General features: G+C 59.9%; 23 protein-coding genes. 11 read left to right on the plus strand and 12 right to left on the minus strand.

What is annotated here, in order from left to right; translation table 11 throughout:
• Positions 1–98: 98 nt before the first annotated feature.
• From BM194_RS11750 to BM194_RS11765, 4 genes are all read right to left on the minus strand, one after another.
• Entirely contained in the window at positions 99–1,241 is a 1,143-nt protein-coding gene (locus BM194_RS11750) for a branched-chain amino acid ABC transporter substrate-binding protein (RefSeq protein WP_092846949.1), read from the minus strand.
• A gap of 356 nt (positions 1,242–1,597) precedes the next feature.
• Complete coding sequence (uvrB, locus tag BM194_RS11755) at positions 1,598–3,628, minus strand: excinuclease ABC subunit UvrB (RefSeq protein ID WP_092846951.1); 2,031 nt, start codon at positions 3,626–3,628, stop codon at positions 1,598–1,600.
• 39 nt (positions 3,629–3,667) lie between these two features.
• Positions 3,668–4,072, minus strand: coding sequence for an OsmC family protein (locus tag BM194_RS11760; RefSeq protein ID WP_092846953.1), 405 nt, complete (start codon positions 4,070–4,072; stop codon positions 3,668–3,670).
• A gap of 21 nt (positions 4,073–4,093) precedes the next feature.
• Complete coding sequence (locus BM194_RS11765) at positions 4,094–4,285, minus strand: hypothetical protein (RefSeq protein WP_092846955.1); 192 nt, start codon at positions 4,283–4,285, stop codon at positions 4,094–4,096.
• Positions 4,286–4,426: 141 nt separating this feature from the next.
• Here BM194_RS11765 and ygfZ point away from each other — a divergent pair, with 141 nt between their 5' ends.
• On the plus strand, positions 4,427–5,485 hold the full coding sequence (gene ygfZ, locus BM194_RS11770; protein ID WP_092846957.1) for a CAF17-like 4Fe-4S cluster assembly/insertion protein YgfZ: 1,059 nt from the start codon (positions 4,427–4,429) through the stop codon (positions 5,483–5,485).
• Here the strand turns inward: ygfZ and BM194_RS11775 are convergent.
• The 3 genes from BM194_RS11775 to BM194_RS11785 are packed head-to-tail and all read right to left on the minus strand — an operon-like array spanning position 5,482 to position 8,363.
• The gene (locus BM194_RS11775) at positions 5,482–6,255 is read right to left on the minus strand and encodes a TatD family hydrolase (RefSeq protein ID WP_092846959.1); all 774 of its coding nucleotides are present in this window, start codon (positions 6,253–6,255) and stop codon (positions 5,482–5,484) included. The two genes, ygfZ and BM194_RS11775, sit on opposite strands and share 4 nt — an antisense overlap.
• 27 nt (positions 6,256–6,282) lie before the next feature.
• Complete coding sequence (gene mscL / locus BM194_RS11780; protein WP_092846961.1) at positions 6,283–6,759, minus strand: large conductance mechanosensitive channel protein MscL; 477 nt, start codon at positions 6,757–6,759, stop codon at positions 6,283–6,285.
• A gap of 14 nt (positions 6,760–6,773) precedes the next feature.
• Complete coding sequence (locus tag BM194_RS11785) at positions 6,774–8,363, minus strand: peptide chain release factor 3 (RefSeq protein WP_092846963.1); 1,590 nt, start codon at positions 8,361–8,363, stop codon at positions 6,774–6,776.
• Between the two features lie 267 nt (positions 8,364–8,630).
• Here BM194_RS11785 and BM194_RS11790 point away from each other — a divergent pair, with 267 nt between their 5' ends.
• From BM194_RS11790 to BM194_RS11800, 3 genes are all read left to right on the plus strand, one after another.
• Positions 8,631–8,834, plus strand: coding sequence for a hypothetical protein (locus tag BM194_RS11790; RefSeq protein WP_092846965.1), 204 nt, complete (start codon positions 8,631–8,633; stop codon positions 8,832–8,834).
• Between the two features lie 177 nt (positions 8,835–9,011).
• On the plus strand, positions 9,012–10,289 hold the full coding sequence (locus BM194_RS11795) for an ATP-binding protein (RefSeq protein ID WP_092847030.1): 1,278 nt from the start codon (positions 9,012–9,014) through the stop codon (positions 10,287–10,289).
• 33 nt (positions 10,290–10,322) lie between these two features.
• The gene (locus BM194_RS11800; protein ID WP_177223397.1) at positions 10,323–10,859 is read left to right on the plus strand and encodes a response regulator transcription factor; all 537 of its coding nucleotides are present in this window, start codon (positions 10,323–10,325) and stop codon (positions 10,857–10,859) included.
• Positions 10,860–10,865: 6 nt separating this feature from the next.
• Here the strand turns inward: BM194_RS11800 and BM194_RS11805 are convergent, their stop codons facing one another.
• Both BM194_RS11805 and hybE read right to left on the minus strand, forming a co-directional pair.
• A complete protein-coding gene (locus BM194_RS11805) occupies positions 10,866–11,642 on the minus strand; it encodes a 3-hydroxybutyrate dehydrogenase (protein ID WP_092846969.1) in 777 nt (258 codons plus the stop codon).
• Between the two features lie 30 nt (positions 11,643–11,672).
• Positions 11,673–12,131, minus strand: a complete 459-nt coding sequence (gene hybE, locus BM194_RS11810) for a [NiFe]-hydrogenase assembly chaperone HybE (RefSeq protein ID WP_177223398.1) — start codon at positions 12,129–12,131, stop codon at positions 11,673–11,675.
• Between the two features lie 118 nt (positions 12,132–12,249).
• Here hybE and BM194_RS11815 point away from each other — a divergent pair, with 118 nt between their 5' ends.
• From BM194_RS11815 to BM194_RS11830, 4 genes are all read left to right on the plus strand, one after another.
• On the plus strand, positions 12,250–13,071 hold the full coding sequence (locus BM194_RS11815) for an inositol monophosphatase family protein (protein ID WP_092846973.1): 822 nt from the start codon (positions 12,250–12,252) through the stop codon (positions 13,069–13,071).
• Positions 13,072–13,208: 137 nt separating this feature from the next.
• The gene (locus BM194_RS11820; RefSeq protein WP_092846975.1) at positions 13,209–13,484 is read left to right on the plus strand and encodes a GrxA family glutaredoxin; all 276 of its coding nucleotides are present in this window, start codon (positions 13,209–13,211) and stop codon (positions 13,482–13,484) included.
• Positions 13,485–13,659: 175 nt separating this feature from the next.
• Positions 13,660–13,980 carry a DMT family transporter gene (locus BM194_RS11825; protein ID WP_092846977.1) on the plus strand — a complete coding sequence of 107 codons (321 nt, stop codon included), beginning with the start codon at positions 13,660–13,662 and terminating at the stop codon, positions 13,978–13,980.
• A gap of 130 nt (positions 13,981–14,110) precedes the next feature.
• Positions 14,111–14,878: a VOC family protein gene (locus tag BM194_RS11830; RefSeq protein ID WP_092846979.1), complete on the plus strand. Its 768-nt coding sequence runs from the start codon at positions 14,111–14,113 to the stop codon at positions 14,876–14,878.
• A gap of 16 nt (positions 14,879–14,894) precedes the next feature.
• On the opposite strand, the gene BM194_RS11835 is transcribed toward BM194_RS11830, so the two are convergent.
• Entirely contained in the window at positions 14,895–16,235 is a 1,341-nt protein-coding gene (locus BM194_RS11835) for an MFS transporter (protein ID WP_092846981.1), read from the minus strand.
• Between the two features lie 407 nt (positions 16,236–16,642).
• On the opposite strand from BM194_RS11835, the gene BM194_RS11840 reads away from it, so the two are divergent.
• The 3 genes from BM194_RS11840 (at position 16,643) to BM194_RS11850 (ending at position 20,438) form a co-directional block, all read left to right on the plus strand.
• Positions 16,643–18,592 carry an acetoacetate--CoA ligase gene (locus tag BM194_RS11840; RefSeq protein WP_092846983.1) on the plus strand — a complete coding sequence of 650 codons (1,950 nt, stop codon included), beginning with the start codon at positions 16,643–16,645 and terminating at the stop codon, positions 18,590–18,592.
• A 104-nt stretch (positions 18,593–18,696) separates the two neighbouring features.
• A complete protein-coding gene (locus BM194_RS11845; protein ID WP_092846985.1) occupies positions 18,697–19,569 on the plus strand; it encodes an acyltransferase in 873 nt (290 codons plus the stop codon).
• On the plus strand, positions 19,515–20,438 hold the full coding sequence (locus BM194_RS11850; protein WP_092846987.1) for a LysM peptidoglycan-binding domain-containing protein: 924 nt from the start codon (positions 19,515–19,517) through the stop codon (positions 20,436–20,438). Before BM194_RS11845 ends, BM194_RS11850 begins: the two co-directional genes overlap by 55 nt.
• An 89-nt stretch (positions 20,439–20,527) precedes the next feature.
• On the opposite strand, the gene gcvT is transcribed toward BM194_RS11850, so the two are convergent.
• On the minus strand, positions 20,528–21,640 hold the full coding sequence (gene gcvT, locus BM194_RS11855; RefSeq protein WP_092846989.1) for a glycine cleavage system aminomethyltransferase GcvT: 1,113 nt from the start codon (positions 21,638–21,640) through the stop codon (positions 20,528–20,530).
• A 37-nt stretch (positions 21,641–21,677) separates the two neighbouring features.
• Positions 21,678–23,057 (minus strand): alanine/glycine:cation symporter family protein, encoded by a 1,380-nt coding sequence (locus tag BM194_RS11860; RefSeq protein WP_092846991.1) that lies wholly within the window; start codon positions 23,055–23,057, stop codon positions 21,678–21,680.
• Positions 23,058–23,325 lie beyond the last annotated feature (268 nt).

The following is a 23,325-nucleotide window of genomic DNA, read 5'->3' on the forward strand; positions in this document are numbered from 1 at the left end:
TTACCTGCGCAAAGACGCCTGGCCGGCTTTTGACCGGCCAGGCGAAGGTCGACGTCGCTCAAGCGACGGTGAAGCCATGCTAAACCAAGGCGTGGATGTTATTGGGCTGCGTCGGACTGCGCTTCGCCAGTATCGGCCTTGGACTTGGTGCCATCGGCGTGCCAGTTGTATACGACGAAGTTGAACTCCTCGAGATCACCACTCTCGTCGTACTTGACCTCGCCAATTGGCGTATCGAATGTGTTCTGGTGCAGGTATTCAGCGACTTCGTAGGGGTCAGTGGACTCCGTTGCCTTCATGCCCTCGGCCATCAACTGGACCGCGGTGTAGGCAGGCATCACGAACGGACCGGAGGGATCCTGGTTCTTGGCCTCGAAGGCGGCGACCAGTTCGGCATTCTTGGGATCGGTCTCGAAAGCCTGGGGCAACGTCACCAACAGCCCTTCGGAAGCTTCGCCGGCGATCTTGGAAATGTCAGGGTTACCGACGCCTTCCGGGCCCATGAATTGGGCATCGAAGCCAAGTTCCTTGGACTGGCGCAGGATCAGACCCAACTCGGGGTGGTAGCCGCCGTAGTAGACGAAGTCGACGTTCTCGCGCTTGAGCTTGGAAACCAATGAAGAATAGTTCTGCTGCCCTGCCGTGATCCCCTCGAAGACCACCACATTGACGCCAGCCTCCTCGACGGTATCGCGCACTGCCGTCGCCACGCCTTCGCCGTATTGCTGCTTGTCATGGATGATCGCCATGCGTTCGGGCTTGATGTGTTCGGCGATGAAACGCCCGGCAACCGGCCCCTGGGCATCATCGCGACCGATTGTACGGAACACGGTCTCGTAGCCTGCCTCAGTGATGGTGGGGCTGGTGGAGGCCGGCGTGATCATCAGGATGCCTTCTTCGGCATAGATATCGGAGGCCGGCTGAGTAGCGCTTGAACACAGGTGACCGACGACGAACTGAACACCGTCGTTGACGATCTGGTTGGCCACGGCCACCGCCTGCTTCGGCTCACAGGCGTCGTCGTACTTCACGCCCTTGAGCATTTCGCCGTTCACGCCACCCTGGGCATTGATCTGCTCGATAGCCATTTCAGCACCGATGAACTGCATGTCACCGTACTGGGCAACCGGTCCGGTCACGGGGCCGGCAAGTCCGATGGTAATCTCGGCCTGCGCGGAAAGGCTGGTCATCCCTGCGCCAATGGCCAAGGCCAACAGCGACTTGTGCATCATATTCTTCATGCGATTTTCCATCTCTTGTTATCGTAGGCAAGCCACCGCATTCAAGCGGGTGTTCGAGTCTATTATTGGCAGCCGTGTGTCGCACTGTAAAGCACAGGGAAACCCATCATTTCGCCGCTTGGCGAGGCGCTTGCAAAAAGATTGACCGGCATCTCACGCAAGCGACAGAAGATATGACTCGTGAGGGGAACATGCGCAGCGGTTACCAATACCTCACTTCCTAAAAGCGGCAGATAAACGCTTTTTAAATGCCAGCGCAGAGGATCATTCGGCAGTAACGGGTTGCGCCAGCAAGACAGGATGGCACCAGGCCACATGCAGCAGCATGATGCGGCCTGGCCATCAGGGAGGAAGGATTATTTCAATTCGATGAGACGTGCATTGAGTGCATGTACGCGATCACGTAAGCGGGCGGCCTCTTCGAACTCCAGATTCTGTGCCGCTTCGTGCATGGCATCCTCGAGCTTGCCGATCTCCCGGGTCAAGTCGGGAACCGACATCGCCTTGAGATCGTCCAGCGTATAATCGCCCTGCGTTTCGGCCACCTTACGTTCGCCCTTGCGGCGACTGCCCTTCTTGCCGGGCGTCTGGGCCCCTTCCATGATATCGGCCACCGAGCGAGTCACTGTCTTCGGGATGATGCCGTGCGCTTCGTTATGAGCGATCTGCTTGGCACGACGCCGCTCGGTCTCGTCGATCGCCCTGCGCATCGAATCGGTCACCCGGTCGCCATACAGGATGGCCTTGCCATGGGCATTACGCGCCGCTCGACCGATGGTCTGGATCAGCGAGCGCTCGGCGCGCAGGAAGCCTTCCTTGTCGGCATCCAGAATGGCCACCAGCGACACCTCGGGAATGTCCAGGCCTTCACGCAGCAGGTTGATGCCGACCAGCACGTCGAACTTGCCCAAGCGCAGGTCGCGTATGATTTCGACACGCTCGACGGTATCGATGTCGGAATGCAGGTAGCGTACCCGGACGTCATGTTCGTCGAGGTATTCCGTCAGGTCCTCGGCCATGCGCTTGGTCAGCGTCGTGACCAGCACCCGCTCGCCCACCTCGGTACGCAGGCGGATCTCGGACAACAGATCGTCCACCTGGGTGGAGGCTGGGCGCACTTCGACCTCGGGGTCCACCAGGCCGGTAGGGCGCACCACCTGCTCGACGACTTGGCCGGCATGCTCCGCCTCATAGTTGCCGGGCGTGGCGGAGACGAATACGGTCTGCGGACAGATGCGTTCCCACTCTTCGAAAGTCATGGGGCGGTTGTCGAGTGCCGACGGTAGGCGGAAACCGTACTCGACCAGCGTTTCCTTGCGCGAGCGGTCGCCCTTGTACATCCCGCCGACCTGGGGAACGCTGACGTGGGACTCGTCGATGAACAGGAGGGCATCCGCCGGCAGGTAGTCGAAGAACGTCGGTGGTGGGTCACCAGGCTTGCGTCCGGAAAGATAGCGGGAGTAGTTCTCGATACCGTTGCAGTAACCCAGCTCCAGCATCATCTCGATATCGTAGAGTGTACGCTGCTCGAGACGCTGGGCTTCCACCAACTTGTCGTGCTTGCGAAGCCACTCGAGGCGCTCGATGAGTTCGGCCTTGATGTTCTCCGTTGCCTGGACGATGGTTTCGCGCGGCGTGACGTAGTGACTCTTCGGATAGATGGTCATGCGCGGCACCTGGCTACGCATCTCGCCGGTCAGAGGGTCGAACAGCCGAATTGTGTCTATCTCGTCGTCGAACAGCTCGACACGCACCGCCTCATCCTCGGCATCCGCCGGATAGATATCGATCACGTCGCCCCGCACGCGATAGGTACCACGGCGGAAATCCATGTCGTTGCGGGTGTACTGCAGTTCGGCGAGGCGCCGCAGGAAGGTGCGCTGGTCGATAAGCTCGCCGCGATTGAAGTGCAGGCGCATCTTCAGGTAAAGCTCGGGATCACCCAGACCATAGATGGCAGAGACCGAGGCCACGATCAGGGCATCACGCCGTTCCAGCAACGCCTTGGTCGCCGACAGGCGCATCTGCTCGATATGGTCGTTGATCGACGCGTCCTTCTCGATGAACGTGTCCGACGACGGCACGTAGGCCTCTGGCTGGTAATAGTCGTAGTACGAGACGAAGTACTCGACGGCATTGTCTGGCAGAAATGACTTGAACTCGCCGTAGAGTTGCGCGGCCAACGTCTTGTTGGGCGCCATCACGATGGCCGGACGTTGCAGGCGCTCGACCACGTTGGCCATGGTGAACGTCTTGCCCGACCCGGTCACGCCCAGCAGGGTCTGGTGGGCCAGACCCGCCTCGATGCCCTTGACCAGCCCATCGATGGCAGCAGGCTGGTCCCCCGCAGGACGGTATTTCGAATGAATTCGGAATGGTTTGCTCATGTGCCTGAGATGGGCCCGACCGGGAAAAAGTTCAAGCGCTCACGCCGACAGTTCGGTATCGATCTCGATCTGCGAGACAGTCATCAGGCGCTGGATCGGACAACGCTCGGCTATCTCCAGCAATCGGCTGCGCTGCTTTTCGTCCTCGATGCCCAGGAAGTCCATACTGACCAGTAACCGGTAGGTACCGTGACGCTCCTGGCTGTCATCCCGGATGACCTTGACCCTGACCCCTTCCAGCGGCCACTCCTTGCGCCGTGCATACATGCGCGCCGTAATGGCCTTGCAGGCACCGAGCGCCATGTCGAAATAGTCGTGCGGATCCGGCGCGCTGTCGCTGCCTCCGATGAACCCGGGGCCATCAGCAAACAGATCATCGAATCCCTCGACCTCGAGGCGGTGACGCAACCCTTCCTGCCCTTCGCTGGTTACCACGATAGTCATGGCGATCTCCTGTCAGCAGGTTCAGCGAACCTTGATGCCGAGCTTCTCCACGGCAGCGATCAGCGCCTCGCGACGCACCTTCCCTTCGACATCGGCTCCGTGACGCCCTACCTCGGCACTTTCCACGCCATCCACCATCATCAGGGCCGTTGTCAGCCGATTGATCTGCTCGGCGTTTTCCACCCCTTCGAAAGTCAGCGAGATATGGCTCATCGGGCACTCCTAAACTGGATACTATCGCAGCGAAGTCTAGCATGCCGCCATCCTGTCGCCCCAACATGGCAAGCCGACTTGCAATTTGTCTCGACAGCCCTCATACCCTGTTAACGAGCATCGTGCCGCAACGGAGTCTTCATGTCCGACTGGATAGCCCACCTTCAACAACTTGGCGCTCACTTCCCCGACTCACGTCACGCCGACTTCGGCGATCCGGACCAGGCCCGCCGCGCCCACGACGACACCGTGATCATGCCCCTGGTTCATCTGGCCATACTCGAGGTTGCAGGTGCCGACGCTGAGCGCTTCCTGCAAGGCCAGACCAGCGCCCAACTCAGTCTTGCCAAGGGCGATTTCGCCGCCCCAACCGTCTTCTGCACGCCTAAGGGGCGCATGCTGGCCAATGCGCAACTTCTGCGTATCGCCGAGGGCCGTTACTGGCTGCTGATGGATCGCGAACTGATCGAGCCGTTACGCAAGCATCTGGCGAAGTTTGCGGTGTTCTACAAGGCGGAAATAACCCCGCGCGACGATATCGTGACAATTGGCCTGATCGGGCGTGAAGCCCCTGCCCTGGTCGAGACCCGCATGGGCCTGCGGCCACCCACGACGTGGCAGCAGATCAACCAGGACGAGCGCGTGGTACTGCGCCATCCCGGCCAGAAACCGCGCTTGCTACTGTGTCTGCCTCACGACGAGGCCGTCAGCGTGTGGAAGACGCTGGCAAGGCACGCCACACCGGTCGGTAACGCCGTCTGGCAATTGCATGACATCCAGGCCGGGCTCGTCTGGCTGAATGCCGCGCATCAGGACACCTACCTGCCGCAGATGATCAATTGGGAAGCCTTGGGTGGCATCAGCTTCAAGAAGGGGTGTTACACGGGACAGGAAGTGGTAGCGCGTGCTCATTTCCGAGGCCAGGTCAAGAAGCGCCTGATTCGGGGCCAGCTCGATGGCGCAACCCTGCCCGAGAACGGCACCCCTATACTCGATGCCGAAGGCAAGAGCTTGGGTGAAGTGGTAAGCGCGGAGATCGATGGTTATGGCCAAGTCGAGATATTGGCCGTCATGACCACACGCGACGATCTGGCCGAGCCGCTATCGGTGGCCGGCCAGCACCTGAAGCGGCTCAAGCTACCCTACCCGCTGGAACGGGTCGACCCCGAAAGCCTGGCCAGCAGCGGCCAGGCAGGCTAGCCCACCTGAGACGGCACTCCGAACACACGCTGGACATTGGCCGTCGTGTGTTCGGCCACCGCTTCATAGGCCTGCCCCCGAAGTTCCGCAACCCTGCGGCATACCATGGCAATCCGTTCAGGCTCGTTGCGTTGCCCCTGGTAACCGCATAGCGGCATATCAGGGCTGTCTGTCTCCAGCACGAAGCCATCGTCAGGCAACGCAGCGACGGCGCGATGGACACGCTTGGCCCGTTCATAGGTAGTCGCCCCGCCCAGGCCGACCACGAAGCCCAGGTCAATGAACTTGGCGGCTTGCTCGGGACTGCCCGCAAACGCATGTATCAGGCCGCCAGCCGGCAGGTCCAGCTGGCGCAAGCGCTTGGCCACCTTGTCGTTGGCATGCACGCAATGAATCACCACGGGTAAGCGGCGAGCCTTGGCAATGCGCAACTGCTCCTCGAACAGCAGCCACTGATCATCGAGGGTCTCCTCGAAGCGAGCATCGATACCACACTCACCGACCGCCACTGCCTCGGGGTGAGCGTCGAGCGACTGCTCAAGCGCATTGACGTCGCCTTCACCGTGTTCATGCATGAAATAGGGATGCAATCCCAGGCTCAGGCTGACATCACTGCGCCGGGCGACATCGATGACGTCGGGCCAGCGCCGGCGCGTCGTACCTGGCACCAGGAAATGTCCAACCCCGGCCTCGTGGGCCCGGGCAAACATGGCCTCGCGATCCGTGTCGAAGACTTCGAAGTCGAGATGGCAATGGGCGTCGATCAGCATCCGTGCGATGACTCCTGTCAGTTTGGGTCAGCCCTCGCCAGGCTGTTCCGAGGTACATGCCGGGCAGCGCGTGGCGGGAATGGGAATCTTGCTGATGCAGAAGGGGCAGGTCTTGACCGTCGGGGCCGCTGCCGTTTCCGGCGCCTGCGCCAGGTTCTTCAGTCGGTTGATGTTGCGAATCAGCAGGAACGTGGCAAACGCCACGATCATGAAGGAGATCGTGGCATTGAGAAACAAACCATAGTTGAGCGTGACTGCCCCATCCGCCTGAGCCTGCGCCAGCGTATTGTAAGGACCGGTCCCGGCACCCTCGCGCAGCACCAGAAACTGGTTGGTAAAGTTCAGGCCCCCGGTCGCCAGGCCAATCAGGGGCGTGAAGATGTCCTTGACCAGACTATTGACGATGGCGGTAAAGGCAGCACCGATGATGATGCCCACCGCCATGTCCACCACATTACCCTTGACCGCGAATTCGCGGAATTCCTTGAGGAATTTCGACGCCACGCCACTTCTCCCTGTTAATGCTCGCGAGTCGCATTGAACCTCACTTCCGGCCACCGCTCCTGAGTCATCTGCAAGTTGACTCGGGTTGGCGCCAGGTACGTCAGGTAGCCCCCTCCATCCATGGCCAGGTTAGCACTTGCCTTGCGCCGGAACTCGTCGAGCTTCTTGGCATCGTCACAATAGACCCAGCGTGCCGTCTGCACATTGACTGCCTCGTAGATGCAGTCGACCTTGTATTCTTCCTTGAGCCGATGGGCAACCACGTCGAACTGCAGCGCACCAACCGCACCGACGATCAGGTCGTTGTTGTCCAGCGGCATGAAGACCTGGGTGGCTCCCTCTTCGGAAAGCTGCTGCAAGCCCTTCTGCAGTTGCTTCATCTTCAGCGGGTCACGTAGACGTACGCGCTTGAACAGTTCCGGCGCGAAGTGGGGAATGCCGGTGAAGCGCATGGTCTCGCCCACGGTGAAGGTATCGCCGATCTGAATGGTACCGTGGTTGTGCAGGCCAATGATGTCGCCAGGCCAGGCCTCCTCGACATGCGCCCGATCCGAGGCCATGAAGGTCAGGGCATCGGCGATCTTGACGTCCTTGCCGATGCGCACATGGCGCATCTTCATGTTCTTGTCATACTTGCCGGAGCATACGCGCAGGAACGCCACGCGATCGCGGTGCTTGGGGTCCATGTTGGCCTGGATCTTGAACACGAAGCCACTGAAGCCTTCATCGTCAGCAGAAACTTCTCGCGTATCGGTCTCGCGGGGCTGCGGAGCCGGCGCGTACTCCACGAAGCCGTCGAGCATCTCGCGGACACCGAAGTTGCCCATGGCGGTACCGAAATAGACCGGCGTCAGTTCACCACGCCGATAGGCGTCGAGATCGAACTCGTGTGAGGCCCCACGCACCAGTTCGACTTCCATGCGCAGTTCCTCGGCCTGATCGGCCCCCAGCACCTCGTCGACCTCAGGATTGCCGAGCCCCTCGATGCGCACGTCGTCTGGAATGCGGTTGCCCTGCCCCTGCTTGTACAGGTGGATGACGTCATTGTAGAGATGGTAGACCCCCTTGAAATGTCGTCCCATGCCGATCGGCCAGGTCATCGGGGCGCACTGGATGTTGAGGACCATTTCCACCTCATCCATCACTTCGATGGGGTCGCGTATGTCACGGTCCATCTTGTTGATGAACGTCAGGATCGGCGTGGTGCGCAAGCGACAGACTTCCATCAGCTTGATGGTGCGATCCTCGACACCCTTGGCCCCGTCGATCACCATCAGCGCCGAGTCGACGGCCGTCAGGGTGCGATAGGTGTCTTCCGAAAAGTCCTCGTGCCCCGGCGTATCCAGCAGATTGACGATCCGCCCGCTATAGGGGAACTGCATGACCGAAGTGGTCACCGAGATGCCACGCTCCTGCTCCATTTTCATCCAGTCGGAGGTGGCGTGACGCTCGTTGCGCTTGCCCTTGACCGATCCCGCCATCTGGATCGCGTTTCCGAACAGCAACAGTTTTTCGGTGATGGTGGTCTTGCCGGCGTCGGGGTGGGAGATGATGGCAAACGTACGGCGGAGCCCGGCATTGTGGGCTAATTGACTGTCAGGCATTGAACTATGTCGCTAGTTTGTACTCAGCCGGGCCTGATGACAAAAGCCCCGGCTGGAGGAAGTGTGTTCTGGCGACGATTGTAATCGCTGGGCCCGAGGTAGTGTAGCTCTGTTGCGTTTCAAGAATCCGTCGATCTTGCCTGATCGCTCGCAGCTCCTCCCGACATGGCGGCTCGACAGCTCGGACACTACAAACGTAACGCTTTGTGTATTATCGTATATGTGAGGCAGTGAAGCCTCGAACACGACAAGACAAGGAGAGCCACGATGACCATGGCGCAACGAGTGGTGCGCTCTGTGGGCTTACGCCTGGGGCAACAGACCGTCCTTCCCGCCGATCCCACGGTTTACGAGACTGAAGACGAAGCCCCGGTCAGCCTGGTAGAGGCAGAGCAGGCACGTCGAGCCGCCGAATACCAGGCTCGACGGGAAGGTCTCAAGAAACCCCTGCTTCAGGTCTGGAAATTCTAGCCACCGAGCCGACCTTGCCGAGCCGGCATGGAAAGCGGCCAATGCTCACCGGCACCATGCGGCAAGCGAATCGCGTAGGCAGGCGGACCTGAACCAGCGGATAGCGCCAAACTATCCGCTGGCATACGAACACGCATGATGCGTTATCATGGCGCCAGCCATTCGGACGGAGTCGTCATGCATCAGCCGCTACCCCTGCCGCTGTCCACCCCCAATCGCAATCTCGTTCGCCTGACTTTCGTACGGGGAATCACCTGGACAGGCTACCTTGGCGCGATCATCTTCGGGATCGAGGTACTGGATTTCCAGTTGCGGGTCATCCCGGTCATCAGCGTCATCGTCGCCATGGGGCTGATCAATATCGCCACATGGTGGCGCCTGGGTCGACCTCGCGCCGTTACCGATACCGAGTACCTGCTGCATCTGATGGCCGACATTGCGGGACTGACGCTGCTCTTCTACTACACGGGTGGCTCGACCAACCCATTCATCACCTATTATCTGGTTCCCGTCACCATAGCCGCCGCGACACTGCCCTGGCTGTACGCCTGGATCGTCGCCAGCGCCGCAATGGCCGGTTACACGTTTCTGATGCTGTTCTACCAGCCAGTTCCCCAGTTGAGTCATGGGTTGATCGGGCCGGGCATCAGCCTTCATGTGCTGGGCATGTGGATCAACTTCGGCCTGTCGGCCGGACTGGTCACGTTCTTCATCTACAAGATGGCGCATGCCCTGCGCAGACGTGACATGACCCTGTCACGCACTCGCGAAGCGGCCCTGCGCAACGAGCAGGTGCTGGCCGTGGCCACTCAGGCCGCCGGCACCGCCCACGAACTGGGAACGCCACTCTCGACCATGGCGGTACTGCTCAAGGAAATGCGTCAGGATGCGGCAGGCAACGAGACACTCGAAGCCGACATCGACCTGCTGCGCCAGCAGGTCGATACCTGCAAGTCTCGCCTCCAGCACCTGGTTGCCAATGCCGACCGGCGCCGCCTGGCGGAGCCGGAAATTCGCCCTGCGCAGCAATGGCTGGAACAGGTCGTGCAACGCTGGCTGGTCCTAAGGCCGGACGTGACTCACACCATCGAGATCCTCGGCAAGCGTGGCACCGCATGGCTGGCCGTTGACACCACCCTTGAGCAGGCCTTGATGAACCTGCTCAACAATGCCGCCGACGCCAACCCCGAGGATATCCTCATCTGTCTCGACTGGAAAAGCGACGAGGTGGTGATCGATATCCGGGATCATGGCCCGGGCGTGGCCATGTCGATTGCCGATCAGTTGGGCGACACCTTCGTCTCGACCAAGAGCAAGGGCATGGGGATTGGCCTGTTCCTGACCCATGCCACCATCAACCGCTTCGGAGGGGGTGTCAGTCTTTACAATCATGAAGAAGGCGGCACACTAACCGAAGTCAAGCTGCCCCGTGCCGCCCCGGGACAGGCGGTGTAGTTCAGCGGGACGCGGCTCGCAAAGAGGACCATCATGGATCACAACGAACGCTTGCTTATCGTCGACGATGACGAAATGTTCTGTCATGTCATGCAGCGTGCTCTCACACGCCGTGGTTACGAGGTCAGTATCGCTCACGACGCCGATGCCGCCATGGCCCTGGTTCGTCAGGCACCGCCGGACCTGGCCACGCTGGATCTCAAGCTGGAGCACTCGTCAGGCCTGAAACTACTGCCGGAACTGCTGGCTGTCGCCCCGGATTGCCGGGTCGTGGTGCTTACCGGCTATTCCAGCATTGCCACGGCAGTCGAGGCCATCAAGCTGGGCGCCGTCAATTACCTGTGCAAGCCAGTCGATGCCGACGAGATCGTGACGGCCTTCGACCGGGAGAGCGGTGATCCGGATATCGATATCGCCGATAACCCTCCCTCCATCAACCGGGTCACCTGGGAACATATCCAGAAGGTCCTGCAGGAGCATGACGGCAACATTTCCGCCACGGCACGTGCCTTGGGCATGCACCGCCGGACGCTCCAGCGCAAGCTTCAGAAGCGCCCGGTTCGCCGCTGACGGCCTCTACTGCGCAGTCCAGCCCAGGTCAATATTCCAGCTGGACCCCGTAACGGCGCCTGCCTGGTCGGAAGCCAGGTAGGCGACCAGCGATGCCACCTCGGAAGGGTCGATCAGGCGCTTGACGGCGGCATTCTTGAGCATGATATTTTCGATGACTTCCTGCTCGCCCATGCCATGCATGCGTGCCTGATCGGCAATCTGATTGTCCACCAATGGCGTACGGACGTAGGCAGGACACAATGCATTGGCCGTGATGCCGTACTCGCCACCCTCCAGTGCTGCAGTCTTGGTTAGGCCGATCAAGCCATGTTTCGCACTGATGTATGCCGCCTTGCCGGGTGAAGCCACCTGTGCATGTACCGAAGCGATATTGATGATACGCCCCCACTGCCCCTCGCGCATGTAAGGCCATGCTGCCTGGGTCAGCAGAAAAGGCGCAGTCAACATCAAGTCGATGATCTGCCGCCACTTGGCTTCGGGGAAGGACTCTATGCTTTCGACGTGCTGTATCCCTGCATTGTTGACGAGGATGTCGACATGCCCGAAGCGTTTGACCGCATCGCTGACAGCTGACCGGCACGCCTCGGCGTCGGTCAGGTCGGCCTGAAAGAAAGCCGCTCCAGCTGCTTCTGCCACGGTTTCCCCCGCCGGATTGAAGTCCACGGCAAGCACTTGGTGCCCCAAGCCGCACAAGGTCTTGACCACAGCCTCGCCGATACCACTGGACGTACCGGTCACCAGTGCTACACGCGGAGAACCGGGACTGGGATTCGCACTCATATTGTCTGCTCCCTGAAATTGTCTGGAAAACTAGTGGTTATCACGGTCGACCGCGGCAGAGACCGTCGTCGGCGTCATCACCCGCTGCATGACTCGTTGTGCCAGCCGGCAAGCCTCGTCCGGCCCATCCAGTGATGACATGTCATCGAGCAGCTCGCAACGCCACAGGCGCTGCCCCAGGTCAGCGAGGGTCACCGGCATGAAAGCGTACTGCCCGCTGGGCAGGGTGACGATACGACGATTGGCGCTTGACGTATCACCGATATCGGCATCGTTCCCGTCGTCACATGGCAGGATGATCAGAGACAAGGAAAGCGGCGTGACCAGCACGCCAACCAACTCATTTTCGAATGCCTGAAAACACAACGCATCCACCCCCAGCGCCGGGTTACGTTGAGCGGAGTCCTTGTACTCCAGGGCATGCTGCCTCAGCCATGCACGAGCCAGCCGCTCGAGACGCTGATAATTATCGGTGCGTAGTGCTTGCATAGCAGCTCGTCCTGGCAAGTGATCAGTCATTATAGAATCATGGCACAGAGGGATTCCGCACTGCATCATTCAGAATGCTAGACTGGGACCCGATATCCATTTCCGGCAGGAGGCCACAATGCGGGATGCCGAACGGCTTGTCACCGCCATCGAAATCGCCAAGCAGGCGGGGCGCATGATTCAGGACGCCAGGGCACACAGCGCTTTCGATCGGCGATACAAGAAGAACGCAGAACTCGTGACCGACGCCGACGTAGCAGTGGATCAGTTCATCGCCGAGCAGCTCGAGCGATATTTTCCTGGCGAACCCAGGCTGACCGAAGAGCTATCTCCCGACAAGCAGAGCCTGGAACGCAAGGGGCCATTGTGGATCGTCGATCCCATCGACGGAACGGTTAATTTTGCCCACGGCTTACCTCATGTTGCGGTATCGATCGCCTGGGCCAAGGATGGCAAGGTTCATGTCGCCGTGGTGCACGCTCCTTTCCTGGAGGAAACCTTCTCTGCTTTGCGCAGCGAAGGCGCCCGACTGAATGACCGCCAGATACGCGCCAGTACGGCCTCTTCTCTGGAAAAAAGCCTGGTTGCCACCGGTTTCCCCTACCGTCGTGAAAGTCGCCCCCCGCTTATGCGTCGCCTTGCTGCGGTGATGGAACATTGTCAGGATATCCGTCGCTGTGGTTCGGCCGCGCTGGACCTCTGCAATGTCGCCTGCGGTCGGGTGGACGCCTACTACGAAAGCGTCTCGCCATGGGACAGCGCTGCCGGGCTGTTGATTGCCCGCGAAGCCGGAGCTCGCACGGGGCATCTCTATCCGGTCCCCGACACCATGCCAGAAGAGCTGTACAGCGAGCATCTCCTGGCTTCGGCTCCCGATCTCTACAAGTCCATGAAGGAACTGCTGATCAGGGCCGATGAGGAACGCATTCAGTACGACTAGCCAAGGGTCGTAACAACGCTATAGCGGGCCGTAATAAACGATGTAGGCAGACTCTATTGGCCATGTACGATGCGATGAGGAACAATGGGGCCAAAATTTCTGTCTTTCTCTCTACAGTCTTGCATCAGGAGAACACTATGCTGACCGTTATCTTCGGGCGCTCGGGTTGTCCCTTCTGCGTTCGCGCCAAGGATCTTGCCGAGCAACTGAGCGAAGCGCGCGACGACTTCAGCTATCGTTATATCGACATCCATGAAGAAGGCATCACCAAGGCCGACATGGAAAAGACCATCGGCAAACCGGTCGAGACCGTGCCGCAAATCTTTGTCGACCAGACACATATCGGTGGCTTCACCGAATTCGATCAGTATGTACGCGACAATGCCTTGATGCCCGAGTCGACAGCCAACTGATCGCCGGGTAACGATTGGCCAACCTGGCTTCGACAACGCCGACCCAAGAGGTCGGCGTTGTCGTTATGCTCCAGCCATTGCACCAAGGCAGTGCATGGACTACAGTGCGGCCGCGCGTGGACGACCTCGCGTCTTGCCTGATTCTGGGGACGACCCCGCCGCATGAGACATGACCATGGCTTGGTTATTGCTTGCCCTTGCCGGGCTACTCGAAATCGGCTGGGCTATCGGACTCAAATATACTGAAGGCTTCACTCGACTCCTCCCCACTGTCCTGACCATTACTATCGCTTTCGTCAGCTTCCTGCTGCTTGGACTTGCCGTGCGCCACCTGCCCATCGGTACGGCATATGCTATCTGGACGGCCATCGGAACCGCAGGCACTGTTCTGGTGGGTGTGATCCTTTTCGGTGAATCGCTGGATCTGGCCCGGTTGTCCTGTATCGCTCTGATCGTGCTTGGCGTCATCGGGCTGAAACTGCTTTCCACGCATTGATCCGAAGCATCGCCCATGCTTTTGGGCTTTGGGTCTTTTTCGTGATGTGTCTAACGTTGAATGCTCATCGGTCGGCTATGCCTATACTGCGAAAGGGAGCAGCAAGCCACTCGCCAGGAGGCCACCGATTATGCAACGCGAAGAATTCCTGCAGCAGTTGTGGCTGGATTACATCCACTTGCACCCCGAGTTGGGCAGCCCAGAACTCGAGCCGATCACGGCACACGCCGAGTACCTGGTACTCGTGACGCTCAACCACGGCCCCTTCAGTGCCGAGCAACTGCTTCCGACCCTGAATCATTTTGGCTTTCGCCGCATGGAAACCTACGCCATGGCGGATCGGGGACTGCTGGTTACGCTGCTGGCTCCTCCCGATGACAGCGCCTGGCTGGTGCTGGCAGAATTTCAACCAAGCACGTTAACGCGTCTGCCCCGCCAGCGGCTGGAGGCCCTGATAAACCGCGCTCACCCACAGGATTGCCGCGGTCAGAACCTGTTCTGTCGAGGTCGCCCCTGGCCGATGCCTGACTGGGCAACCTACCAGCATCTGAAACAATCGAATCCATTGGCAGCCTGGCTATCGGTAATGGGCCCCCGCATTCACCATGCGGGCTTCGATTGCGGCCGCGTAGGGCGCGATCTGCAGTCACTCGATCACGATATGCAGCAGGCCGGTTTCGTAGGCAATGCGGATCGACTCCACGGGATTTTTCCGATCTCCCCCTTGCTGGACTATCGCTTCTACCCAACCTGTTCGAGGCGATTACCCTTTGCCGAAGGAGACGAGCACCGCATTGCCGTTGGAGGTATAGCCCTGGTGCAGAAGTGCCTGGCCAGCAACCAGGAACGAGCCGTCGAATTGCTGTTGCCGCATCATACCCGCTGTGAAATCGCCTGACGCTCCAAGCCGGGTGTCAGGCTCTGCTTTCGACGCCCTCTTCCGCGTCTTCGGTCACTGACTCCGCCCTGTCGGGCTCGTCATAGCTTTCAAAATCGATCTCGATCTGCTGCATCTCGTAACGTTGCTGATCGAGCTCATTGATATAGTGGGACGTCTCGACCAGCGGCATGGGCGCCAGCGGCTCCTGCTCCACCTCGGGCTCCAACCCGCGCCGACCATGCAGCCTTACCAGCACGAACATGGCCAAGGTCAAGGCAGCCGCACCCAGGAACAGCCACAGCCCCTCGGGACCGACTACCTGCATGACCAGCGATGCACTGAACGGCCCGATGACGGAGCCAATGCCATACCAGATCATCAACTTGGCATTGGCGGCAATGCTCTCGGCAGGCTCAAGCCAATCGTGGGTATGCGCCAGGCTCAGCGAATAGAGGGTGTGAAGCATTGCGGTATGCAGGCAAGCCACGATAAGCAGGGCCAGGTAGCTGTAGGCTGCCGCAACGGAGATCACACTGCCGGTCGCGGCCATCACCACCGCCATGAAAAGGATAACCTTGCGACGGTCGATGCGATCCGAGACACGCCCCAGGGTCCATTGCGCCACCAACGCGACCATGGTGGTGATGGCCATGAACTGGGACGTTTCACGCGTCGTCAGGCCAATTTCCTGACCAAAATAAGGTGTCATGGCAAAGAACGCCTGTGCCATCAGGCCGGCGGTAAACGCCCCTACCAGGCCGACCGGTACACGCCGGTAAAGGTCGCGAAGCTTGATCTTGTGGGCTATATCGTGGCTACCCTGGGATGGACCGTGAATGCGGTGAATCGACAGCGGCACCAGGGCCAGTGCAAAGAGAATGCCCGACACCGAAAAGAGCACGGCAGAGCCCGGATCGGCCAGGTTCAGCATCCATTGTCCGCCAGCCAGCGACAAGGTAGAGATGATCATGTACCAGCCCAGTACCTTGCCACGATTCTCGTTGGTCGACTCGCCCGATACCCAGGACTCCATCACCATCAGCAAGCCCGCGGTGGATGCCCCACCCGCCACGCGCCAGACTAGCCAGGCCCAAGGGTTGATCCATAGGCCATGCAGCATGGCTGTCACCGCCAGCATCGCGGCACAGGCCGCGAAGACGCGGATATGCCCGACCGAGCGGATACGCTTCTCGATGAAATAGCTACCCAGCACGAACCCCAGCGAGAAACTCGACATGAGCAGACCCGCCATCTGCGACGGGAACCCCTCGAGGGACATGCGCACCCCGAGCAACGTCATGATCAAGCCATGTCCGAGCAGGAAACTGATTTCACACACGAACAGTATCGGCAAGGTTGCAGGCAAGCCGCGCAAGGATCGGTCTCCTTCTTCCAGCCAAAAAACGCAAGCGCCGGCACGCTGGCCGGCAAATGCACGAAAGTCTACTCTCCCTAACGTAGCCATCAAAACTTGGGAAGAAAATTTCACAGCGCTTGAGCTTATGCACAGAAACTGTGGATAAAGCTGTGCAAGGTCCTTGAGCAAACGATCCAGGCCTTGATGAATCGTTGTTCTGCTACGAAATGATCAGTTTTTCATCAATTTTAGTAACAGTACATGCATTAGACAAAAGGCAAAGGTCAGCCTCCTGGCCGTGACAATCGTGCGCCGGGTAGTTTTAAATGGAATCGTTTTGCAGCGCACCACCCTGGCGGGGGCCCCGTTCCATGGGCTGCGTTCTCCATTGATATTCCGACAATCAACAATACAGGAGGGACAGCATGTCGCAACCGCTCTGGCAGCCTTCCCAAACCGAGATCGAAGCGACACAGATGCATGCCCTCATGCAGCGCATCAATCGCGAGCATGGCATCGAGATCCGCGACTATTCAGCGCTGCATGCCTGGAGCGTGGACAATCTGGAAGCGTTCTGGCAGCTGGTCTGGGAAGATAGCGACGTGCTGGCTGATACCCAGGGCGATACGGTACTCGAGCGCCCTGACGCCATGCCGGGTGCTCGCTGGTTTCCCCATGCTCGTCTCAACTTCGCCGCCAACCTGCTGCGCCGGCGAGATCAACATCCGGCCCTGATTGCCTGCGACGAGCGCGGGCGCCGCCAACAGCTCAGCTATGCCGAACTCTACGACCAGGTTGCCAAGCTGGCCCATGCGCTGCGGGGCAGCGGCGTCACCGCCGGTGATCGCGTAGCCGGTTTCGTGCCCAACAGCGAGCATGCCATTATCGGGATGCTCGCCACAGCCAGCCTGGGCGCTGTCTGGTCGAGCTGCTCGCCGGACTTTGGCTTCAATGGCGTGCTCGATCGCTTCGGGCAGATCCAGCCCAAGGTGCTGATTGCCACCGACGGTTATACCTGGAATGGCAAGCCCATCGATACGCGCGAACGCGTCGCGCAAATCAGTGGCGCCATCGAGTCATTGAATCAGGTGGTGATTTTTCCCTTTCTGCATGACGAAGCTGACACACACGGTATCGACAAGGCCGTCGCCTGGCATGATTACCTGAACAATGCGGCTACCGAGATCGAGTTCGACCCTCAGCCGTTCGACCACCCTCTCTACATCCTGTATTCGTCAGGCACGACTGGCGCCCCGAAGTGCATCGTCCACTCGGCAGGCGGCACGCTGCTTCAGCACCTCAAGGAGCATCGCCTGCACACCGACCTCCGGGCTGACGACGTACTGTTCTACTACACCACCTGCGGATGGATGATGTGGAACTGGCTGGTGTCCGGCCTGGCCTGCGGTGCGACCTTGGTGCTGTTCGACGGCTCGCCCTTCGCTCCCGCGCCCGACGTGCTGTGGTCATTGACCGAGCGCGAAGGCATCACCGTATTCGGCACCAGTGCCAAGTACATCGCCGCCTGCGAGAAGGAAGGCCTCAAGCCTGGGCGAAGTCATGACCTTGGCCGCCTGCGTGCCGTACTCTCCACGGGCTCGGCTCTCGCTCACGAGTCTTTCGATTACGTCTATCGCGACATCAAGCCCAACCTGCTGCTGGCATCGATTTCCGGTGGCACCGATATCGTCTCCTGTTTCGCTCTGGGCTGCCCGATTCGTCCGGTCTATCGCGGCCAGCTGCAGTGCCGTGGCCTGGGCATGGCAGTGGATGTCTTCGATGACAATGGCAGACCACTACGCGAGGAAAAAGGCGAACTGGTGTGTACACGCCCCTTCCCCTCGATGCCCATCGGTTTCTGGAACGATCCAGACAATGAGCGTTACCGGGACGCCTACTTCTCGACCTTCCCGGGCATCTGGGCACATGGTGACTATGCCGAAATCACCGCCGAGGATGGCCTGATCATCCATGGTCGCTCGGATGCCGTGCTCAATCCCGGTGGTGTGCGCATCGGTACTGCCGAAATCTATCGCCAGGTGGAAAAGGTCGAGGGGGTTCTCGAGTCACTATGCATCGGGCAGGAATGGGGGGATGACCTCCGCGTGGTCCTGTTCGTGCGCCTGCAGCCTGGTGTCGAACTCGACGATCCCCTGCGCGACGAGATTCGGCGCACGATTCGCACCAATACCAGTCCGCGCCACGTACCGGCCAGGATCATTCAGGTCAGTGACATTCCCCGCACCCTGTCGGGCAAGATCGTCGAGCTGGCAGTGCGCAACATCGTCCATGGTCGGCCCGTCAAGAATCAGGATGCCCTGGCCAACCCGGAAGCCCTGAAACTCTACGAAGACCTTCCCGAGCTTCAGCAGTAATATACTCGCCTTGCGCCGCAGAATCGGCGCGAGGCGCGTCATCAAGGCTGGGCAGCCTACGTCGCATCCAGTAGCATGTCGGCAAGTCATTGAAGGAGCTTGGCATGTCGACCCTCAAGGGGCTCGTGAGCATTTTACTGCTGGTGCTCAGCACCCTGTTCTGGGCCGTTCCTCTGTACGCCTTGGCCCTATTGAAACTCGTCACGCCAACACGCCGGCTACGCCTGCAGCTGTTGGGCGGCCTGAACCGTATCGCCCTGGCCTGGATAGGCACCAACTTGTGGTGGATGCGGCGCTGGCTCAAGCCACGCCTGGACATTCACCTACCGGAGGGCCTATCGCCTCACCAATGGTGGCTGGTGATTGCCAATCACCGCAGCTGGACCGACATCTTCCTGCTGCAGATGGCCTTGCACCGCCGCATTCCCATGCCGCGCTTCTTTCTCAAGCGAGAGTTGATCTGGGTACCGGTGATTGGCCTCGCATGGTGGGCGCTGGAGTTTCCGTTCATGCGGCGCTACAAGCGCGACGCCCTTGAGCGCAACCCCACACTGGCCATGCGCGATAGGCAAGCCACCGAACGACTTTGCGAGCGCGCCCAGCAAATGCCCATGGCTATCTACAATTTCGTTGAAGGCACCCGCTTCACCACCGCCAAGCAACGCGTGCAGAATAGTCCCTATCGCCACTTGCTGCGCCCCAAGGCAGGTGGCACGGCTCAAGTTGTCAGTCTGCTGGGCCGCAGGCTCAGCGGCATCCTCGATGTCACGCTGGGCTACGCTCGCGAAACCCCCAGTTTCTGGGATTTTCTCTGCGGACGAGAAGCCTCCGTGAGCCTGTATGCTCGACGCCTCGACCTGCCGGGCTGGATGCACGGTGGTGATTATCATCAGGACCCGCAGTATAAGGAACGCTTCCAGACATGGCTCAACGCCTTGTGGCAGGACAAGGATCATTTCCTCGATTCATTGGGTTAATCGCCCTGCTTTGCCTGATGCTGAGCGGTTGCGCCACGCCTGCGGGATCGACGACCTGGCGTACCGCCCCTCCCCTGGCAGGAAACTGGGTTTCGATCCAGCGTGGCGACACATTGGGCGCCATCGCCAAGCGTGCCGACGTTCCGCTCGTCCGCCTGTTGCGCTTCAATCCTGGCGTTGACCCACACAAGCTGGCTATCGGCCAACGCATCATGGTCCCGACCCAGCAGGAGCGCGCCCCCTCGGGTGGTCCCTACCGCTACCAGGTACGTCCCGGCGACACCTACTCGAGTATTGCACGATATTTCGGCACCACGCCTGGACGCATCCAGGCCGCCAATCGCTCGGTGAACCCCAATACACTGAAGGTGGGCTACCTACTTCACGTCCCCCTGCGCGGTGACACGCCACGTGTGGCAAGTCGAGCACCGCAACCATCGCGTCCGGCCACCAAGCCGCCGGCCAGGCTTCCCGATCCCGGACCGCTGCCAGCACAACAGAAGGGGTGGCGTTGGCCGCTCGATGACTATCGCATCGTACGGCAATTCGGCAAGGATGGTCGCGGCAGCCTGCAACCCATGTTGTTGAGCGCCCAGGGGGGTAGCCAGGCCAAGACAGTGGCCAGCGGCAAGGTCAGTTTTGCCAATAGCATGAGACACCTGGGCAATGTGGTCATCATCCATCATCCCGACAACCTGCAGAGCGTCTATGCCTTGTGTGACGATCTGAAGGTCAAGGAAGGTCAATCTGTAAGCACTGGCGTGGCGGTCTGCACGGTGGGCTACAGCTCAGCTACCGAGCGCTATGACCTGCTGTTCGACGTGCGCCATGGCGGCAAGCCCATCGATCCGCGCACCGTGCTGCGCTGAATTCCGTTATTGATCAGCCAAGCATGAACGAGAAAGCCGTCTCTGGAGAGACGGCTTGGCATTGACAAGATAACGGTATATTTACCAAACTAGCCGCGGTAGTAGCCAGGCTCGACGAATGGCATCCTGGCAATAGTCATTGGCAGACGTTTGCCACGCACTTCGGCATAGACCACATTGCCGAGCTCGGCATCATCAATCGACACATAGCCCATCGCTACCGGCTTGCCCACCGAGGGACCGAAACTGCCGGACGTGACCTGTCCGATATGCCTGTCGTCCTCGGAGTAGAGTTCAGCGCCTTTGCGTACCGGTGCGCGCCCCTCGCCAAGCAGGCCGACACGCTTGCGTTGGTGATCCTTGGCCTGGATCTGATGGAGGATGATATCCGCACCCAGAAACCCGGCTTCACGCTCCCCTCCATAGCGACGCGACTTGCCTACGGCCCAGATAAGCCCTGCTTCCACAGGCGTGGTGGTCTGATCGATATCGTGACCGTACAGGCACAGGCCCGCCTCGAGCCGTAGCGAATCGCGGGCACCCAGACCGATCGGCTCCACTTCCGTTTCATTCAGAAGTTGCCGCGCCAGTGCCTCGCACTGCTCTGCCGCTACCGATATCTCGAAACCGTCCTCGCCGGTATAGCCGCTGCGACTGATCCAGACGGGAATACCCGCCATGTCATGACGGCTGTGTTGCATGAAGGTCATCTTGCAGGCATCAGGACACAGTCGAGCCATCACATCTGCCGCTTTTGGCCCCTGCAACGCCAGCAAGCCACGATCGAGTTCCTCGACTTCATATTCGCTGCCCAGCCCCATGCGCAGATGCGCGATATCCTGCGCCTTGCAGGCGGCGTTGACCACGAGATAGAGATGATCGCCGGCGTTGACCACCATCAGGTCGTCGAGGATGCCGCCTTCGGTACCGGTAAACAGCGCATATCGCTGCATGCCTTCGCGCAGGCCCACGATGTCGGCGCAGACCAGCGACTCCAGCGCCTGGGCAGGCTCAGGACCGCGCACGACAATCTGCCCCATGTGCGAGACATCGAACAGCCCGCATGACGTGCGGGTATGCTCATGTTCCTTCTTGACTCCCAGCGGGTATTGTACCGGCATGGAGTAGCCAGCGAATTCGACCATCTTGCCGCCCAGTTGCTGGTGCAACTCGTGCAGCGGGGTCTTGCCAAGTTCGTACATCGGGTCGCTCCTCGTCATGATTCATGCGTTCGGCGGTTCAGCGCCCCAGGTCTTCACCCGGCAGCACGGTCTTGCCCTCGAAGTAGTCCTTGGTCAGCTTGAACACGACCGGCGACAGCAAGGCCAAGGCAATCAGGTTGGGAATCGCCATGAGGGCATTGAAGACGCTGGCCATCAGCCAGACGAAATCCAGAGGGGCTACGGCACCAGCAAGAATGGCCAGAATGTAGACCACACGGTAAAGCTTGATCGAACGTACGCCGAACAGATACTCGAAACATTTTTCGCCGTAGAAGGCCCAACCGAGAATGGTCGTGAAGGCAAACACGGCCAAGGCAAAGGACACGACATACTGCCCGAAGCCCGGCAAGGTGTTGTCAAAGGCCATGGTCGTCAGTGCTGCCCCGGTCTCGCCCGATGTCCAGTCACTGGTGGTCAGAATGGCCAGGGCAGTAATCGAGCAGACGATGATGGTATCGATGAACGTGCCCAGCATGGCCACCAGCCCCTGGCGAACGGGATTCTTGGTCTGTGCCGCAGCGTGGGCGATCGGTGCACTGCCCAACCCAGCCTCGTTGGAAAACACCCCACGCGCCACGCCGAACTGGATGGCCTTGGCCACGGCGGCCCCAGCGAAACCGCCCGCTGCGGAGATCGGCGTGAATGCATGGCCGAAGATCAGCCCGAGCGCCGTACCGATCTGATCGGCGTTAATGAACAGGACCAGCAGACCGCAGACCAGGTAAGCGATGGCCATGAGCGGCACCAGCTTGCCTGCCACCTTGGCAATACGCTTGATGCCGCCCAGGATGACTGCCCCGGCCAATAGCATGATCACGATCCCGGTCAGCCAGGGCGGCAGATTCAATGACTCGTTAAGCCCATCGGCGACAGAGTTCGACTGTACGGTATTACCAATGCCGAACGCGGCGACAGCGCCGAAGAAGGCGAATAACCCACCGAGCCAGGCCCACTTGCGGCCCAGGCCGTTGCGGATGTAGTACATGGGCCCACCGACGTGGTCTCCCGCTTCGTCGACCTCACGATAGCGAACGGCGAGCACGGCCTCCGCGAACTTGGTCGCCATACCTACCAAGGCAGTGATCCACATCCAGAACACGGCGCCAGGGCCCCCTAGGAAGATCGCCGTGGCAACCCCGGCGATATTACCGGTGCCGATGGTCGCGGAGAGCGAGGTCATCAGGGCATTGAATGGCGACACCTCGCCTTCCTTTTCATCCCCTTCGGCCGTGGTCCGCCCCTGCCACAATAGCTTGAAGCCGACCCCAAGCTTGCGGATGGGCATGACCTTCAGACCCAGTTGGAGATACAACCCCACCCCGAGCAGCAGCAAGAGCATCAGGGGGCCCCAGACCACCCCTTCGATAGCTGAGAGAATATTTGTCAACGTTTCCACGTGAATACTCCAATATTTCGCTTGTTGTTATGGGCTCTCGGCGCACCGTTAAGCCCTGAGCAAGACGGAGAAGCGACCCGCTTCTTACAAACCCGCTTACCTTAGCGAATACCGCCACCGAGACCCAGCGTTATATAGGAAATTTTTGCCTGCCTGGCCTATCGCAGTAAAACCTTAGGACGTTCGTCGAAAGCACCGATATCAGCACGCTGCTGTCTGATCGCTGCGGACAGCCGCCCCCTTCTCATCGAGAAACTTGTTTCCGATA

It is taken from the genome of Modicisalibacter xianhensis (assembly GCF_900113605.1).
Taxonomy (GTDB): Bacteria; Pseudomonadota; Gammaproteobacteria; order Pseudomonadales; family Halomonadaceae; genus Modicisalibacter; species Modicisalibacter xianhensis.

Coding starts and splice junctions, on each gene's coding strand:
- BM194_RS11765 (WP_092846955.1), bottom strand. CDS start 4,285: ATGAGCCATATCTCGCTGACTTTCGAAGGGGTGGAAAACGCCGAGCAG.
- BM194_RS11775 (WP_092846959.1), bottom strand. CDS start 6,255: ATGCTGATCGACGCCCATTGCCATCTCGACTTCGAAGTCTTCGACACG.
- BM194_RS11830 (WP_092846979.1), top strand. CDS start 14,111: ATGCAACGCGAAGAATTCCTGCAGCAGTTGTGGCTGGATTACATCCAC.
- BM194_RS11820 (WP_092846975.1), top strand. CDS start 13,209: ATGCTGACCGTTATCTTCGGGCGCTCGGGTTGTCCCTTCTGCGTTCGC.
- BM194_RS11815 (WP_092846973.1), top strand. CDS start 12,250: ATGCGGGATGCCGAACGGCTTGTCACCGCCATCGAAATCGCCAAGCAG.
- BM194_RS11750 (WP_092846949.1), bottom strand. CDS start 1,241: ATGAAGAATATGATGCACAAGTCGCTGTTGGCCTTGGCCATTGGCGCA.
- BM194_RS11760 (WP_092846953.1), bottom strand. CDS start 4,072: ATGACTATCGTGGTAACCAGCGAAGGGCAGGAAGGGTTGCGTCACCGC.
- uvrB (WP_092846951.1), bottom strand. CDS start 3,628: ATGAGCAAACCATTCCGAATTCATTCGAAATACCGTCCTGCGGGGGAC.
- BM194_RS11825 (WP_092846977.1), top strand. CDS start 13,660: ATGGCTTGGTTATTGCTTGCCCTTGCCGGGCTACTCGAAATCGGCTGG.
- BM194_RS11785 (WP_092846963.1), bottom strand. CDS start 8,363: ATGCCTGACAGTCAATTAGCCCACAATGCCGGGCTCCGCCGTACGTTT.
- BM194_RS11845 (WP_092846985.1), top strand. CDS start 18,697: ATGTCGACCCTCAAGGGGCTCGTGAGCATTTTACTGCTGGTGCTCAGC.
- ygfZ (WP_092846957.1), top strand. CDS start 4,427: ATGTCCGACTGGATAGCCCACCTTCAACAACTTGGCGCTCACTTCCCC.
- BM194_RS11800 (WP_177223397.1), top strand. CDS start 10,323: ATGGATCACAACGAACGCTTGCTTATCGTCGACGATGACGAAATGTTC.
- gcvT (WP_092846989.1), bottom strand. CDS start 21,640: ATGTACGAACTTGGCAAGACCCCGCTGCACGAGTTGCACCAGCAACTG.
- BM194_RS11795 (WP_092847030.1), top strand. CDS start 9,012: ATGCATCAGCCGCTACCCCTGCCGCTGTCCACCCCCAATCGCAATCTC.
- BM194_RS11790 (WP_092846965.1), top strand. CDS start 8,631: ATGACCATGGCGCAACGAGTGGTGCGCTCTGTGGGCTTACGCCTGGGG.
- hybE (WP_177223398.1), bottom strand. CDS start 12,131: ATGCAAGCACTACGCACCGATAATTATCAGCGTCTCGAGCGGCTGGCT.
- BM194_RS11850 (WP_092846987.1), top strand. CDS start 19,515: ATGGCTCAACGCCTTGTGGCAGGACAAGGATCATTTCCTCGATTCATT.
- BM194_RS11840 (WP_092846983.1), top strand. CDS start 16,643: ATGTCGCAACCGCTCTGGCAGCCTTCCCAAACCGAGATCGAAGCGACA.
- BM194_RS11805 (WP_092846969.1), bottom strand. CDS start 11,642: ATGAGTGCGAATCCCAGTCCCGGTTCTCCGCGTGTAGCACTGGTGACC.